The following is a 13,975-nucleotide window of genomic DNA, read 5'->3' as shown; positions in this document are numbered from 1 at the left end:
GTTCGGGGTGGAAAGCCCGGCAAATGGCTCCAACGGACTACGTGTCCACCCTCGTCGGGGCGGATGGGCGGGGCGATTCCGTTGCTGCGCGGGGGCTGCGGTAGTGTTCGGACCGCTCCGCAGGCCTCGCGCCGGGAGCGTTCGGGCTGTAGCGCAGCTTGGTAGCGCACCTGACTGGGGGTCAGGGGGTCGCAGGTTCAAATCCTGTCAGCCCGACCGATTGAATCCGGCTCTGACCAGCAAACATGCTGGTCAGAGCGGGGTTCCGGTCTTGGAGAGTCGCGGGTTTCCGTTCAGGAAAGACTCGAAGATTTGAACCGCTCGCCAGAAACTCGCCACAAACCCCTTCCGCCGGCTCTTCGATGGGTCGGTCGCAGTGACGACCACGGACCACTCACGGACCGCCCCGGTCGCCTCGGAACGCTCTGCCCACCTCACGGGTATGACCACCGACACCACCACCGGACGCGGCCTGGAGCCGCTGATGAACATCGAAGAGCTTGCCGAGTACCTGGGCGTGCCCGTCACGACGATCTACGACTGGAGAGTGGCGGGCAAAGGCCCGTGCGCCATCCGGGTAGGCCGCTCGCTGAAGTTCGCCGTCAGCGACGTACGCGAGTGGCTTGCGCACCATCGCGAGACCTCGCCGGGACACGCGCCGCAGGGTCGGTAGGGACCCGTGGCTAGGCCGCGCACACCGATCGGCACCTTCGGCGAGATCGACCTGCGGACGAATCCGGACGGCAGCGTGCGGGCCCGGACCCGGTTTCGTGACGACGACGGGCAACTACGCGCCGTCGAAGCCACCGGTCCCACGCGCAAGTCGGCTGAGAGGAACCTCAAGGAGAAGCTTGCCCGCCGCGGCCACTACGCCACGGGGATGGGCGAACTCTCACCGGACACGACCTTCGCCAAGCTCGTCGAGGTCTGGCTCGAAGACATCGAGCTCGAGGACCGCATTGCTGTGAGCACCCGTGAGTTGTACGAGCGCGACATGCGCACCCTGGTGATGCCAGCCTTCGCGCACCACACCCTGCGCGAGATGTCGATCAGCAAGATCGATCGCTTCCTGAAAGCACAGGCGAAGATCAGCTACAGCCGCGCCAAGCACGCCAAGGTCGTACTCAATCTCGCCCTGGGCTTGGCCCTTCGCTACGAGGCCATTCCACGCAATCCCGTGCTGGGCACCGCTCGGCTGCGCCGACCTCCCTCGACGGCGATGGCGCTGACCATCACCCAGGTCGAGGCGATCAGACACGCCGTCCAGAACTGGCGGCGGGGGTCCGGGCTGTCTGGACCCAAACCTGATGGTCAACTCGAGGCGATCATCGAGGTGATGCTGGGAACATCCGCTCGTATCGGTGAGGTGCTGGCGATCCGCAAGCGGGATGTGGATGTCACCTGCGCGCCACCGACAGTCCGGATCTGCGGCACCGTGATCTCTCCGTCGGGTAAGCCGACCTACCGCCAGGACCATCCGAAGACGTCGAAGTCGCGCCGCACGATCTCGATTCCTACTTTCACCGCGGAGGTGCTGCGGCAGCGTCTGGTTGTGATCGCCAGCGAAGATCCCGAACACCTGGTGTTCTTCAGCCGCAATCACACTCCGCTGACGACGAACAATGTCCGACGCCGCCTGCGAGCGATCCTCGACGACGCCGGAATCGGGGGCGTGACGCCGCACTCGTTCCGGCGGACCGTCGCAACGGTTCTCGACCGCGCCGGCGGAGCCGACCTCGCCGCCGAGATGCTCGGCCACACCTCGTCCGACATCACTCGAGCGCACTACATCGAACCTGACGAACGCGTGAATCCTGTTACTGCTGAGATCCTGGAGTCGCTTGCCCCGCGGCGATCAGAAGATCGCACCAACTGAATAGCGCCACTGGGCTGCTACTTCGAACCCAGTATCGCCCACCGAGTCACAAACAGCCCCTGACCTGCGAAAACGCAGGATCAGGGGCTGTTTCGACTTCGGCCGCGTGTCCACTACGTGTCCACCAACGGTCCATTAGTGGCCGGTAGAGGGAAGCTTTCGGAAGGCTGCCTCGAGCTCGTCCAAGCGGATTCGGATGTTGCGGCGTCCGCATCGATACGCCGGGATCGAGCCGTCGCTGATGCGACGACGAATCGTCTTCGTGCTCAACGACATCACTTCAGCTGCCTCCTCGATGCTGAGGTACACGGGCAGCACGCGCTGTCGCGGGATGCCGGGACGAGCGTGCGTCTGCTTGGTCGGCATGGGGCCTCCTGGGCGGTCGTGGGTACCTAGGAGGTGGACTGGTCGCCCCGAGACCACGCAGGGCATCGGTCACCGCCCGCGACGGCAGCGAGGGCAACCGGTGCTCGACAGGCGAAGGCAAGAGAATGGCAAGGCCGCCGGCCTCAAGAATGCCGGACGCTCAACCGCAGCCCCGCCGCGGCGTCGGTCAGGATGTAGGTCGGCGTGGTCGCATGCGCGATGCGGACGCCGTCGACCTGCCAGTGGTAGAGAGCGACGTCGCGGACGGCGGCCACGGCCCCGGGCGGGAGGCAACGGTCGCGCCCACCCATCGGCTTACCGGTGATCGAGGGGAGTGCGGTGGTGGCAGGTCGAGGGCGGCTTCGTTGGGGTTAGTGATGGCTTCTTCGGTGTTTCCTCTGCATGCCCATGCGGCTCAGGCGGCTCGCATGCCAAAGGTACGGAGGTCACGACCCGCCGAGGATTCGTGGTTGCGGACGAACTGTCGGGGGTCAGCGGTAACCTTCCGGGCGTCCAGCCAACCGCTGTCAGCGGTGCTCCAGCTACTCAGAAAGTGAGCGATTGTGGCGCTCGTCGATGCTCTTCTCGAGAAGATCAGCGACCCCAAGTTGCGGCAGGCGTTGCGCGAGCAGGTCGACGGAATGCTGAGCAAGCAGTCGTTCGGCTTGGTCTTCCAGGAGCACAAGCCCGAGACAGTCGAGCTGCACAACTTCAAGATCCGCAAGGGCTGCAAGGTCCGCATTCGCAGTGACGACAACGGAGCCCTATATAGCGTCAGTTTCGTGAAGAGCGGAAAGGCTACCGTCGCATCGTTTGACGAGGTTCCCGAGCTCCGGGAAGTCGACATCGATGACCTCGTCGTGGTGCGCGAGTTCGGCGATGCGATCTACCCCGGGTTGAAATGGACGGGCAACGTCGTGAACGGCGGCGACAAACCTCCGCACCTCGTCATCAACGCCGAAAACTTCCACGCTCTCGAAACGCTTCTCTATACGCACGAGAATAAGCTCGACGCGATCTACATCGACCCGCCTTACAACACGCGGGACAAGGATTGGAAGTACAACAACGATTACGTCGACTCCGACGACGTCTATCGGCACAGCAAGTGGCTGGCCATGATGGAGCGTCGCCTCGAGCTTGCGAAGCGTCTGCTCAAGCCGGAGGACTCGGTGCTAATCGTGACAATCGACGAGAAGGAGTGCCTGCGATTGGGGATGCTTCTCGAGCGCGTGTTCAAGAACGCTCGAATCCAAATGGTCTCGATCAACATCAATCCTGCCGCAGTTGCTCGCAACGGCATGTTCGGCCGCTCCGACGAGTACGCCTACTTCGTCATGATCGGCGACGCTGGCCCGCAGCCGATCGCATTAAGCTCAGACTGGATTACGACAAAGGGCCGGACGCACCTCGGTGGGATCAGGTGGGACCTGCTCCGCAAGTCCGGCTCTAGCCCGCTTCGAGAGGGCCACCCGGGCACCTTCTACCCGGTGTTCATCGCTGAGGATGGCCTCGCGATTCACTCGATCGGCGAGCCCCTCCAAGTCGGTCAGAACCGTAACACTGTCGAAGCGCCCGAAGGCACGGTTGCGGTGTTCCCCATCCGCAAGGACAAGACCGAGGGGCGTTGGGCGGTCGGACCGGATGTGGCTCGTGAGATCTGGGCTGACGGCTACCTGCGCCTCGGAAAGTTCAAAGGTGAGAACACGCCGATCTACTACCTCGCTCGCGGAGAGCGGAACAAGATTGACCAGGGCATCTACACCGTCCTTGCGCGTGCCGCCGACGGATCAGTTGTCACCGACACGCTCGACACCTCCGACCGCTACTTCATCCCGGGCACGCAATGGAAGATCCCCGGCCACGACTCGACGCAGTACGGGTCCCGGCTGCTGCAGGCGCTGATGCCTGACCGCAAATTCCCTTACCCGAAATCGCTCTACGCAGTGGAGGACTGCCTTCGGTTCTTCGTCGCCAACAAGCCTGATGCTGTCATCCTCGACTTCTTCGCTGGCTCCGGAACAACGATGCACGCAGTGGCCAGGCTCAACCGTCAAGACGGTGGGCGTCGACAGAGCATCTGCGTCACCAACAACGAGGTCTCTGAGGCGGAGGCCAACGCACTTACCGAGCGAGGCCTCCGACCGGGCGATGCCGAATGGGACGCTCAAGGCATCGCTGAGCTGATCACCAAGCCTCGGGTGACGGCTGCGATCACAGGTAAGACGCCCGACAACGCCGCCATCAGCGGCGAGTACAAGTTCGTCGACCCTTTCAAGATGTCGGAGGGGTTGGAGGAGAACGCTGAGTTCTTCAACCTGACCTACGAGGACCCAGACCTCATCGCTGCCGGCCGGAAGTTCAGGGAGCTCGCACCTCTGCTTTGGCTTCGAGCTGGGGGAAGTGGCGCGATCATCGACAAGCGGGCCGATTCATGGGCCCTTCCCGACGACGCCCACTACGGCGTGTTGTTCGACGAGAACCACTGGCGTGAGTTCGTCGACCTGGTTACCGCCCGGCGCGACACGCTCCGCCACGTTTTCATCATTACCGCGTCAGAAGCGGCCTTTCAGCAGATCATTAGCGAGGTTCCCACGGGAGTGGACAGCACTCAGCTGTACGGGCACTACCTACATACCTTCGAGAAGAACACCAAGGGTCGCTCGTGAGATTTATCCTGAAGGACTACCAGTTCGCCGCGTCCGCGCAGATCACGTCGGCGCTCAAGCGCGCCACGAAGGGTGTTCTTGAGGACCCTGAGGAGGTCTGGGCGATCACCCTTAGTGCTCCCACGGGCGCCGGTAAGACCGTGATCGCCACCTCGGTCATCGAGACCGTCTTCGACGGCAACGACCAGTTCGGGCCGGACGATAGGGCCACGATTCTGTGGGTGACTGACGACCCCGCCTTGAACGAGCAGACGAAGCGCAACATGAACTTGGCGTCGTCGACTCTCGGGCCGAACCGCTTCGAGACAATTGATTCGGGCTTCGACCAGCCGACGTTCGACCCGGGCCATATCTACTTTCTCAACATCCAGAAGCTGGCGCGCAGCAACCCTTTGGCGCGTTCGAATACTGACGGTCGGACGAACTCGATCTGGCAGACCATCGCCAACACGATCGAGATCAACGGTCCCAACTTCTACGTCGTCATCGATGAGGCCCACCGCGGCATGAAACAGGAGAGCGATCGCCAGACGATCATCTCGCGCATCATCAACGGTCAACCCGGCATCAACCCGCCCGTGCCGATCGTTTGGGGTATCAGCGCCACGCCGGAGCGCTTCGAGAAGGCCATGGCGGGGCGGTTTCCCAAGTCGTTCGACGTGCCGATCGAGGACGTCCGAGCGTCTGGTCTGTTGAAGGACAAGATCGTTCTCGACAACCCCACGGGCAACCAGATTGGCGGCGACACCACATTCATCCGGGCCGGCGTTGCGCAGACGGTTGCCTTCGAGAGGGCATGGGAGTCCTACGCCACCACACAGAACGAACCTCCGGTGCTGCCCGTGATGGTGCTGCAGGTGGGCAACACGCCGTCCGACGCGGAGATGACCGAGTACCTCGACGCCGTCTTCGACAGCTGGGACGGCCTCACCGACAAGAACGTGGTCAACACGTTCGGCGAGCATGTTGCGATCTCGGCCGGCAGCCACACGATCGGGTACCGGGCGCCACAGGACATCCAGGATGACACCGACATCCGGGTGGTGCTCTGCAAGGACGCCATCTCGACCGGATGGGACTGCCCCCGCGCTGAAGTGATGGTCTCGCTCCGGACGCTCAACGACTACACCGCGATCGCCCAGCTCATTGGCCGCATGGTTCGCACGCCTTTGGCGCGCCGCATTACGACCGATCAGACGCTCAACGACGTCCACTGCTACCTGCCGTCCTTCAACAAGGACCAGGTTGCAGCGATCGTCGCTCGCTTCGCCGAGGGCAAGAACGACGAGCCGCCGGTGGAGATCATCTCGAACCCGGTGACGCTCGAGCACAACACCAAGCTCCCCGACGAAGTATTCGACCTGCTCGGTGACCTGCCGACTTATGTCGTGCCTGGTCGCGTCTACCGAACCCAGATTGCCCGGCTTCATACTCTGGCCACGCTGCTGGCCGGCGATCACATTGTCGAGGACGCGCTGACACAGGCGCGCATACACCCGTTGGGGGTCCTCAAGACTCGCCGGCAGGCGATGGAGGCCGATGGGAGCTTCAAGGCTGCCCTCGACAAGATTCGGGCGTTGCGCATCGAGCGGTCGTACCTGCTGCTCGCGGCAGACTCGATGGACGACTTGCCTGCTGAGGTGCAGTACGACCTCGACAGGGACGACAACAACATCGAGGACTTGTTCCGCGTCGCGAAGCGCAAGCTCCCCGAGGGCTTGGCGCTGAACTACTGGAACAGCATTTTCGACGCCCACGACGACGACTACGATCCGACGGAAGCAAAGGCCGAGACCGCGGTGCTTGCGCTAAACAAGGACGTTGTTGAGGCAGTCGAGTCGGCCGCTGAGAAACTCGTCCAGCAGTGGCTGAAGAAGTACCAGCCGTCAATCGCGAAGTTGTCCGACGTCAAGAAGGCGCTCTACGAGCCGGTCAAGCGCGAGACCCGGACGCCCGAGCTGACTGAGTTGATTCTGCCGAGCTCGAAGACGACGGCGGATGTCCAGCAGATGTGGGAGTTGCACGTTCTGGCGAACGACGAGGGCAAGTACCCGTCGCCCCACAAGGGGTGGGAACTCAGGGTCCTCGAGCGCGAGTTCAAGGACGACGATCTCGTTGCTTGGTACCGCAACCCGACCGGCACCAGCGCGGCACTGCGCATTCCGTGGCGACTCGGTCAACTGGACAAGTCGATGTACCCGGACTTCATCATGTTCCACCAGACCGACGAGGGCATCCGGCCGTCGATTATTGACCCGCATGGGCAGTTCCTGCGGGACGCCCCAGGCAAGCTCAGGGGCTTGTCTGACTACGCGGAGGCCCACGGTGGCACGTTCGCCCGTATCGACGCTGTTGTTGAAATTGACAAGACACTGGTCGCCCTCAATATGAAGTCCGAGGTCGTTCGTGAGGCGGTCCGCAAGGTCACCGACGACACGCTCGACGAGCTGTACGAGAAGCATGGTGGCGACTACTCGTGACGAAGAGCGCGCTATTCCGTAACGCGGAGTGCCGCAGGGGCACTGTGGTGAACTGTCCGTCTTCTTGACGGTCTTCGCGCGTATCGGTACGCACCAAGGGCTGCTCCGGTCGCATCGAGGAGCGAGGAAAGTAGCCTGGGATCTGCATTAAGAGCGGCATGTGGGCGCTGTGCAGCACTCCCTTTCGGCCCTAGGTTGGGCGCTGAGGGTCTCCGCAAGGGCGGTTGTTTTCGAGCCACAGGTGCGCGGGAGTTCGATGGCCAGGTGAGGGAGTTGCCGCGTCAGCGCCGATCGTGTCACTCAAAGACCGAGAGCATCGTTCCGGCACTGCGGTCGATGCACGATGGCGGAGTGGAATTCCGCCCGGCTCCTGGCCGCATCTCGGGTGGGAGCGGACGGCGCGGATAAGGGCCGGAGGCGGTACTGGACCAGGTCAGTCACGGTGCTGCGTGCCGCATCGCTGAACGGTGTGAAACGCTCTCGGACGGGGGCGACGAGTTGGCCGCTGTCTTCGACGAGGCGGGGGAGACTGACCCGACGCAGGTAGGCGTTGCGCTCGATGCCCGTCTCGATGTGCTCCGCGATCTGGGTGTCGATTTTGACGAACAGCGTGGTGAAGGCACGAAGCACCCGGAGATCATGGTCGACGCCCGGTCGCAATGCTCTGAGCCTGCCGATGACGTCAGCGCTGTCAGCGACCGCGAGTTCACCGGTACCGATAAGGGAGCCGACGTCGCGTAGCTCTCGCTGGAGGTCGGCATAGGTTTGTTGACGTGTGAGACACCGGTCGCGGAGACCGGTGTCGATGTTCGCGGCGAGCTCGGCGACACCACCGGACAGCACTTGCTGTGAATGGACGATGCGGCGCAGGTTGATGGCGCTGGGCAGCGGTCGCAGCCTAACGGCGAGGTTCCGTTCGGCTTGGAGGACGCCCAGCAGTCCAGGACGAGGTGGGCCTGGCATGACGTTCGTCGGGGCCCTCCAGCCGAGTGCGTCTATCGCGTAGCTGGGCGGCTCAAGGCTTGAGTCCAGTGCACACGCGAGGGCGCTCCAGCCGAGCCGCTCTGCCCTACTGAGTCTCTCCCAGCCCGGGATAGACCTGTAGCGCTGGTCCAGGATCACGAGCGCGCGGACAACGGCCGCGATGTCGCCGACGAGGGTATGGGCCTGGGGGACGTCGAGGCTCTCGTGATGAAGTCCAGCGTCAAAGTCGTGCTCGCCAAGAGCCGCGCCCCGGGCGGCCTGTCGCCAGTGCTCGACCAGCGGCAGCCCCTGTGGGGCCACCAGTTCGTGCAGCTCGGGTAGCGGTGCGCTTGAAGCGTCGACCGTGTGGTCGAGGGCGAGCCTCAAGGACGCCAGTCCACCGTGCTCAGTCGGGGGGAGTCGGAATGGCGTGGGCGGCGTGGGGGAAATGTTGCTGGATGCGTATGGGGCGACTGCCCGTGAGGCTTGCTGGCACCACACCAGAACGGATTGGCGGTATCGCCGGATCTGCTTGCCGATCTCCTCACGTTCCGCCCTGCTGGTGGTGACAGGGATCGAATGACTGCCCCCGCCGCCCAGCCTGAGCTGGACCCGGTGCTGTGCGAGGAGTGCGGACAGCTCGGCTCGCAGCAGCCCTCCGTTTTCGCCGTACATCAGGGCATGTCCAGCGCGCGGGCACGCTCGAGCGATGCCAGCAGGAGTTCGCTCTGCAGCGCGTCCATGCCGTACGTGGTGAGCCGCTCGACGGCCGCGATGGCGAGGGCCATCGGGGCGTCACGGCCCACGGCGAGCTTGGCGGCGTCGAGCGCGAACGCGCCGTCACCGTGGACCAGGTCCAGCTCGATGAGCGCGAGGTCGTACGCCGAGGACGCTTCGAGGGTCTTCGCGTTGTCTGCGAGGGCGGCGACGTAGGAGCGAGCTTCTGTGAGCAGAGCAGAGTGGGCGAGCAGCATGGTGCTTCTCCCTTTCGACGAGCCGGCGGTCCGACCACCGTGCGCTCACAGGTCGTGCGGCTCGGTTAGAGATCTGTGGCCTGTGGACGGACGCGAGTAGGCGGAGTGTGATGGGGCGACGGCAGCTCGAGCCTGTTCCTCGACCAAACGTCGCGCGGTGACGTCGTCATTGACGAAGCGAAGGAAGTCGGCGCGCCGGTCGGTGATCTCAACCTCGGTGCTCGTCTCGGCTGGTGCCTCGCCCGGCCAAGTTGTCTGTCGCGTCGGGCGGTCGCGGTCGAGCCTGCATCCGGCGGTCGAGACCCACTCACGCAACCGGTGCCGGGCCTCGGCGAAGTCGCGATGCCATCCGATCGGACTTGACGGCGAGCTGTCGGGATCGTAGGCACTGAGCCAGTGCGTGTGCAGCGCGGAGAGCTCCCACACCAGCTCGTCGTGGCGGTGCCACAGCGGCGGTACGACCGCGGGGGACAGGCCGAAGGTCTTGCGGAGCCAGTCGACCCAGGCGTCGAGATCCATCCACTCCGCGAGTGCTTCGTCTGCCGAGAGCAGGTTCCAGTTGATCGGGCGCAGTGGGGCGTCCGCGTCGAAGGCGAAGGACCGTAGTTCGAGCCCGGTATCCCCGTACGTTACGTCGTCCTCGTGATCGAAGTCCGGTCCCCAGAGCCCCTGCCAATCCCGTTGATCCAGGTCAGCGCTCATGAGTAGCAGTCCCGTCACAGACTGATGGCTGGCGTGGGCTCGTTGACCACCGTCATCTCGTTGTGCGGCGCTTCAGGCTGCTTCGCCGGCGTGCGGTCGACGACGTACCGGGTCCATGCAGAGTCGTGGCCGGTGCGGCGTGCGACGAACTGCTCGCGGATCTCGCTGGGCTGGCCGGGGCGGTCCTGCTCGTACTCGTGGATGTAGCCCGAGGCGATGACCCGATCTCCGGGCTTGAATCGCGAGTACGCCCGTTCGGCAGTGCGCTCAAAGATCACGAGGTCGGCGTAGACGGGGTCGAGTCTGGTGAACGACCCGTCGATCTCCTTGCGGTGCTGCTCGATGCCCACCCGGCAGTGGAACCGTGCGTGGCCCTTGTCGGTGAAGCTGAGCTCGGGCGCTGTGGCGATGTAGCCGTGCAGACTCATCTGCGTGGGAATCGTCATGGCTGACTCCTGAGGCCGTGCGGCGCCTCGGTTGGCAGCCGCTCTACCAGACAGGTGTGCCGCGAGACCCGCGGCGGAGGGCAGCCTCGACTAGCGCACGTTCCCGTCCGAGCTGCTCGGCATCTCCACGCGACGTCCACGCGTGCAGGTCGGTGACCAGCGGTGGAGCACTGCGTAGAAGGACGACCGCGCTACCGAACGGGAGGGTCCGGATGGTCTCGGGCGGCATGACGGGCACTCGGCGCGTTGAGCGCTGGAGCGACCGCGAGCCGTAGTCGCCGATCGAGATGGTGTCGGTGCGTTCGTCGCGCTCGCCGATCAATGCGGAGAGGTCTTGGAGGTCGCGCGCTGACGATGCACCGCCCAGGATGACTTTGACGATCGAGGCGTCCCAGATCGCGCCGGCAGCGTGGTCGCCCCACTTGTCTCGGGCCTGTGACAGCGACTGGAGGACGGGCATGGTCGTGATGCCGGTCCCGCCCCCTTCTGCCATGAGCATGGGCAGGGACGGCAGTGGTGAGAGGTTGCCGATCTCGTCGAGCGCGAGGAGCAGCGGTGGGTCAAGTCGTGCGCCGGGGGAGGACGCAGCAAGGTGGCGGGCGGTCTCGACGAGGTCCTCGATGAAGGCTGCGACGAGCGACCAGGAGGCGCCAGCTCCGGCACCGGTGGCCAGCAGGTACAGCGTGCCGTTGTTGGTGAGGAAGTCATCCGGGTCGAAGCCCTCGCCGGGATCGGGGGAGACCGCGTCGAGTACGCGAGGGTCCGCCAGGCATGACAGCGCGAGAGAGACGCCCATCCAGATCGAGTCGCGGGTGCGGGGATCGGCATGGATCATGGACTCGAGCGAGTCAGCCCAGCCGGGGGCCGCCTTCGGGTCGCTGGACAAGATGGCCACCGCGTCGGCGGCTGCAGAGGGCGCGAGCGTCCAGCCGTACAGCTCGCGCGGGGTTCGGTTGTCGAGGGCCGCTGCGTGGAGCAGTGCCTGAAGCGCGGTGCGGGTCTTGCCCTCCCAGAAGCCGCCGGACTCGACACCGCCGGTCGAAAGGCCGGTGGCCGACGCGAGCCCGGTCGCTCGGATCATCGCGGTCAGGGGATCGCTGCATCCTCGGACGGGTGACCAGCGCAGGCCGGCGGGCAGCCCATCGGCGAGACGCTGAGGGTCGAAGACGGCGACCGGCCCGCGCCGCTGGCGCTCGAGGATGGTGGCGGCGACGTTGTCCGGCCGGGTCGCTGTGGTGATGACGGCCCCCGGGGCGTCGAGGATCGCGTTGACGACCACGTGCAGGCCTTTGCCGGATCGTGGCGGGCCGAGCACGAGGATGGAGTCCTCGACCGAGGCCCACACGTCGTGGCCACGCGAGCGGCCGAGGCGGTAGCCGACCTCCGACGGCTGCGGTCGGTCCAACGAAGGCCGAAGTGCCTTGCCGCGGGCCAACAACGCCTTGCGCGAAGCGAAGGCCCGTACGTCGCGACCTGTTGCCACCCCAGCCAGGCGCCGCGGGTCGCTCGACGGCCGATGCCTGATCATCCTCATGCGTCGCCACAGCACGAGTGAGCTGGCGACGACGATGGCCACCATCAGCGCGAGGACGCCCCAGTAGACCCTCGCCGTGAGACCAGTCGATCCCAAAGCCTCGGCAGGGTGGGTGGGGTCGCCGAGTACCTGAAATCCTGCCTCCCAGCCATGCTCCGGCTGGTCAGCGCCGGACAGCCAGGCCGCCGCGGATCCTGCCAGTCGAAGGGTCGCTGCGATGACACCGATCGCTGCGACGAGGACGAGACCGAGGTTGACGAGCTCATCGTCGGCTCCGTGACCGCGGGGGTTCATCCCGAGACGCCGCTCACCACGACGGCTCCGGACTGCTGTCCCACGAGCACGAGTCGACCAGCGTGGGACTCAAGGAGGGCAGGCGGGAGGCGCAGGTTGGCCACGCCGTCCTCGCTCGCGGTCTGGTGCGCGACGACGACAGCCACGGCGACGTCCTCGAGAGGGAGGAACCGTCCACTGGCCGTCTCGCCAGTTGTCTGGTCCGGTCGGGCAGTGGCTGGCCGGGGAGGATCGGGCGGTCGTACGTCTTGAGGCCCCGGGGTGACGATGTCGGTGAATGCCGAGCCGTCTGCTTCGCGCACCTCGACACGGATCGGCGTATCGAGATCGGTCGCGAGTTTCCAAAGCAGTCGCTTGAGGTCCTCACGGTGCAGCGGGGCGTCGGTGGCGTACGGCTCTCGATCGAGTTTGACCGACACGGTGCCCTCGACGTCGATTCGGACGTCGACCAGTGGCATGACGACGGGGACACGCTGTTCCACACGTGGGGCTGCGCGGTCCTCGCGTTGATAGGAGGCGGCAGCGTTAAGCATGCTCATCGGCCCAGCACCTCCGACGGCTGTCGCTTCACCGGCGCGCTCGCAGGTGCCACGGTGTGCCGGATCGTCAGCGCTTCGCGGTCGAGTCCTGGTGGATCGCCATTGCCGATCTTGCGAGTCTCCAGCTTGTCGAGGATCGTCACGGCTGCGCTGCGGACTCGTTCGGCCGTGGACTGCACGACCTCGACGGGAGACTTGCCTGGGACGCTGCCGGCCCACGTGGCGACGTACGGCACGGTGTAGTCGTCGGTCGCCAGGCCGTGCCCGGCGCCCACCATGAGCGCGACGGACTCCGCTTCGACCTCCGCGATACCGCGGTGCATCGCGGCATCGGCGTTGTCAGGTCCGTGGAGCATGACGTGACCCAGCTCGTGGGCCAGCGTCTTGACCTGGGCGGCGTCGTCCATGTCCATGCGGACCGACACGTCGCGGGTCGTGTAGTCCGTGAGGCCGTTGGCGCCACCGATCGCCTCAGCGTGTGACACCAGCCTGAGGTCAAAACCGTTCGAGGTGATCTGATCCGCGAGGCCGTCCCACAATCCTGCCGGGGCTTGTCCTTGGAGCAACACGGGGCGCGGTGGTTCGGGAACCGGGTCACCATCGGTCTGACTCAGGTCCCAGACGTAGGCAGGCTTGAGACCAACCAAGCGCGTACGCACGACCTCTCCGGGCTTGGCCGTCTCACCTTGGCCGAGACGTCGCCACGACTCCGCGCTGGTCGGAGTCGACGACGCGAACCGTGCTGTCACGGGTGCGAGGATCGCGTAGCCCGACTGGCCCTTCATGACGTGCCGGCCCAGGCTGAGCCACTGCTTAAAGCCAGCGACGTACGACGGTGCAGGCTCGGGCACGCGACCTTCTTGGAAGGCGGCGGCGTGCTGGACATAGATCAGCAGCGTGTTGTTGAACGAACGGGCGCGAAATCTGGCCGTGAACTCCATCGCCCGCTTCCAGTCATCTCCGGTCACCAGATCGCTGACGGACTCGGCCAGCTTCTGCTGAAGCGCGTCGAGCTTCTCGTCGCGGGAAACGACGCCTCGGGGCTGAGCTCTCATCAGGCGGCTCCTGTCTCTCAGACAACAGGTGCGCCCCCGGGACCATCCCCGCGTGGGACTACTCGCGTCAACGGCTA

The 13,975-nt window shown here is 65.1% G+C and carries 13 protein-coding genes and 1 tRNA gene; 5 read left to right on the top strand and 9 right to left on the bottom strand.

The window, feature by feature from the left end:
• The first annotated feature begins 142 nt into the window (after nucleotides 1–142).
• The 3 genes from K4G59_RS19240 (at nucleotide 143) to K4G59_RS20615 (ending at nucleotide 1,876) form a co-directional block, all read left to right on the top strand.
• Nucleotides 143–216 (top strand) — tRNA-Pro (locus K4G59_RS19240).
• A gap of 226 nt (nucleotides 217–442) precedes the next feature.
• Nucleotides 443–673: a helix-turn-helix transcriptional regulator gene (locus K4G59_RS19235; protein WP_231252682.1), complete on the top strand. Its 231-nt coding sequence runs from the start codon at nucleotides 443–445 to the stop codon at nucleotides 671–673.
• 6 nt (nucleotides 674–679) lie between these two features.
• Entirely contained in the window at nucleotides 680–1,876 is a 1,197-nt protein-coding gene (locus K4G59_RS20615) for a tyrosine-type recombinase/integrase (protein WP_231252681.1), read from the top strand.
• 135 nt (nucleotides 1,877–2,011) lie between these two features.
• Here the strand turns inward: K4G59_RS20615 and K4G59_RS19225 are convergent, their stop codons facing one another.
• Together K4G59_RS19225 and K4G59_RS20290 are read right to left on the bottom strand one after the other, a co-directional pair.
• Nucleotides 2,012–2,242: a helix-turn-helix domain-containing protein gene (locus tag K4G59_RS19225; protein WP_231252680.1), complete on the bottom strand. Its 231-nt coding sequence runs from the start codon at nucleotides 2,240–2,242 to the stop codon at nucleotides 2,012–2,014.
• A gap of 143 nt (nucleotides 2,243–2,385) precedes the next feature.
• Nucleotides 2,386–2,517, bottom strand: coding sequence for a hypothetical protein (locus tag K4G59_RS20290; protein ID WP_269210458.1), 132 nt, complete (start codon nucleotides 2,515–2,517; stop codon nucleotides 2,386–2,388).
• Nucleotides 2,518–2,805: 288 nt separating this feature from the next.
• Between K4G59_RS20290 and K4G59_RS19220 the strand changes: the two genes are divergently transcribed.
• Both K4G59_RS19220 and K4G59_RS19215 read left to right on the top strand, forming a co-directional pair.
• Nucleotides 2,806–4,911: a site-specific DNA-methyltransferase gene (locus K4G59_RS19220; protein ID WP_231252679.1), complete on the top strand. Its 2,106-nt coding sequence runs from the start codon at nucleotides 2,806–2,808 to the stop codon at nucleotides 4,909–4,911.
• Nucleotides 4,908–7,391 (top strand): DEAD/DEAH box helicase, encoded by a 2,484-nt coding sequence (locus K4G59_RS19215; RefSeq protein ID WP_231252678.1) that lies wholly within the window; start codon nucleotides 4,908–4,910, stop codon nucleotides 7,389–7,391. The genes K4G59_RS19220 and K4G59_RS19215 overlap by 4 nt, the downstream gene beginning before the upstream one ends.
• A 300-nt stretch (nucleotides 7,392–7,691) precedes the next feature.
• Here the strand turns inward: K4G59_RS19215 and K4G59_RS19210 are convergent, their stop codons facing one another.
• The 7 genes from K4G59_RS19210 to K4G59_RS19180 all read right to left on the bottom strand — a co-directional run bounded on the left by K4G59_RS19210 (nucleotide 7,692) and on the right by K4G59_RS19180 (nucleotide 13,898).
• The gene (locus tag K4G59_RS19210; protein ID WP_231252677.1) at nucleotides 7,692–8,741 is read right to left on the bottom strand and encodes a hypothetical protein; all 1,050 of its coding nucleotides are present in this window, start codon (nucleotides 8,739–8,741) and stop codon (nucleotides 7,692–7,694) included.
• 287 nt (nucleotides 8,742–9,028) lie between these two features.
• Nucleotides 9,029–9,328 carry a hypothetical protein gene (locus K4G59_RS19205; RefSeq protein WP_231252676.1) on the bottom strand — a complete coding sequence of 100 codons (300 nt, stop codon included), beginning with the start codon at nucleotides 9,326–9,328 and terminating at the stop codon, nucleotides 9,029–9,031.
• 45 nt (nucleotides 9,329–9,373) lie between these two features.
• Nucleotides 9,374–10,030 carry a hypothetical protein gene (locus tag K4G59_RS19200; protein WP_231252675.1) on the bottom strand — a complete coding sequence of 219 codons (657 nt, stop codon included), beginning with the start codon at nucleotides 10,028–10,030 and terminating at the stop codon, nucleotides 9,374–9,376.
• Between the two features lie 14 nt (nucleotides 10,031–10,044).
• Nucleotides 10,045–10,476: a single-stranded DNA-binding protein gene (locus tag K4G59_RS19195; RefSeq protein WP_231252674.1), complete on the bottom strand. Its 432-nt coding sequence runs from the start codon at nucleotides 10,474–10,476 to the stop codon at nucleotides 10,045–10,047.
• Nucleotides 10,477–10,519: 43 nt separating this feature from the next.
• A complete protein-coding gene (locus K4G59_RS19190; RefSeq protein WP_231252673.1) occupies nucleotides 10,520–12,304 on the bottom strand; it encodes a type IV secretory system conjugative DNA transfer family protein in 1,785 nt (594 codons plus the stop codon).
• Nucleotides 12,301–12,843, bottom strand: a complete 543-nt coding sequence (locus K4G59_RS19185) for a hypothetical protein (RefSeq protein ID WP_231252672.1) — start codon at nucleotides 12,841–12,843, stop codon at nucleotides 12,301–12,303. Before K4G59_RS19185 ends, K4G59_RS19190 begins: the two co-directional genes overlap by 4 nt.
• On the bottom strand, nucleotides 12,840–13,898 hold the full coding sequence (locus K4G59_RS19180) for an ArdC-like ssDNA-binding domain-containing protein (protein ID WP_231252671.1): 1,059 nt from the start codon (nucleotides 13,896–13,898) through the stop codon (nucleotides 12,840–12,842). The genes K4G59_RS19185 and K4G59_RS19180 overlap by 4 nt, the downstream gene beginning before the upstream one ends.
• Between the last annotated feature and the right edge of the window lie 77 nt (nucleotides 13,899–13,975).

The sequence above is a fragment of the Nocardioides furvisabuli genome (assembly GCF_021083185.1).
Taxonomy (GTDB): Bacteria; Actinomycetota; Actinomycetes; order Propionibacteriales; family Nocardioidaceae; genus Nocardioides; species Nocardioides furvisabuli.
Note: the sequence above shows the minus strand (reverse complement) of the source record. Positions and strands in the feature narration are given on the sequence as shown.

What these genes read in the sequence shown, in the direction of transcription:
- K4G59_RS19235 (WP_231252682.1), top strand. Translation starts at nt 443, where the DNA reads ATGACCACCGACACCACCACCGGACGCGGCCTGGAGCCGCTGATGAAC.
- K4G59_RS19225 (WP_231252680.1), bottom strand. Translation starts at nt 2,242, where the DNA reads ATGCCGACCAAGCAGACGCACGCTCGTCCCGGCATCCCGCGACAGCGC.
- K4G59_RS19205 (WP_231252676.1), bottom strand. Translation starts at nt 9,328, where the DNA reads ATGCTGCTCGCCCACTCTGCTCTGCTCACAGAAGCTCGCTCCTACGTC.
- K4G59_RS19200 (WP_231252675.1), bottom strand. Translation starts at nt 10,030, where the DNA reads ATGAGCGCTGACCTGGATCAACGGGATTGGCAGGGGCTCTGGGGACCG.
- K4G59_RS19195 (WP_231252674.1), bottom strand. Translation starts at nt 10,476, where the DNA reads ATGACGATTCCCACGCAGATGAGTCTGCACGGCTACATCGCCACAGCG.
- K4G59_RS19190 (WP_231252673.1), bottom strand. Translation starts at nt 12,304, where the DNA reads ATGAACCCCCGCGGTCACGGAGCCGACGATGAGCTCGTCAACCTCGGT.
- K4G59_RS19185 (WP_231252672.1), bottom strand. Translation starts at nt 12,843, where the DNA reads ATGAGCATGCTTAACGCTGCCGCCTCCTATCAACGCGAGGACCGCGCA.
- K4G59_RS19180 (WP_231252671.1), bottom strand. Translation starts at nt 13,898, where the DNA reads ATGAGAGCTCAGCCCCGAGGCGTCGTTTCCCGCGACGAGAAGCTCGAC.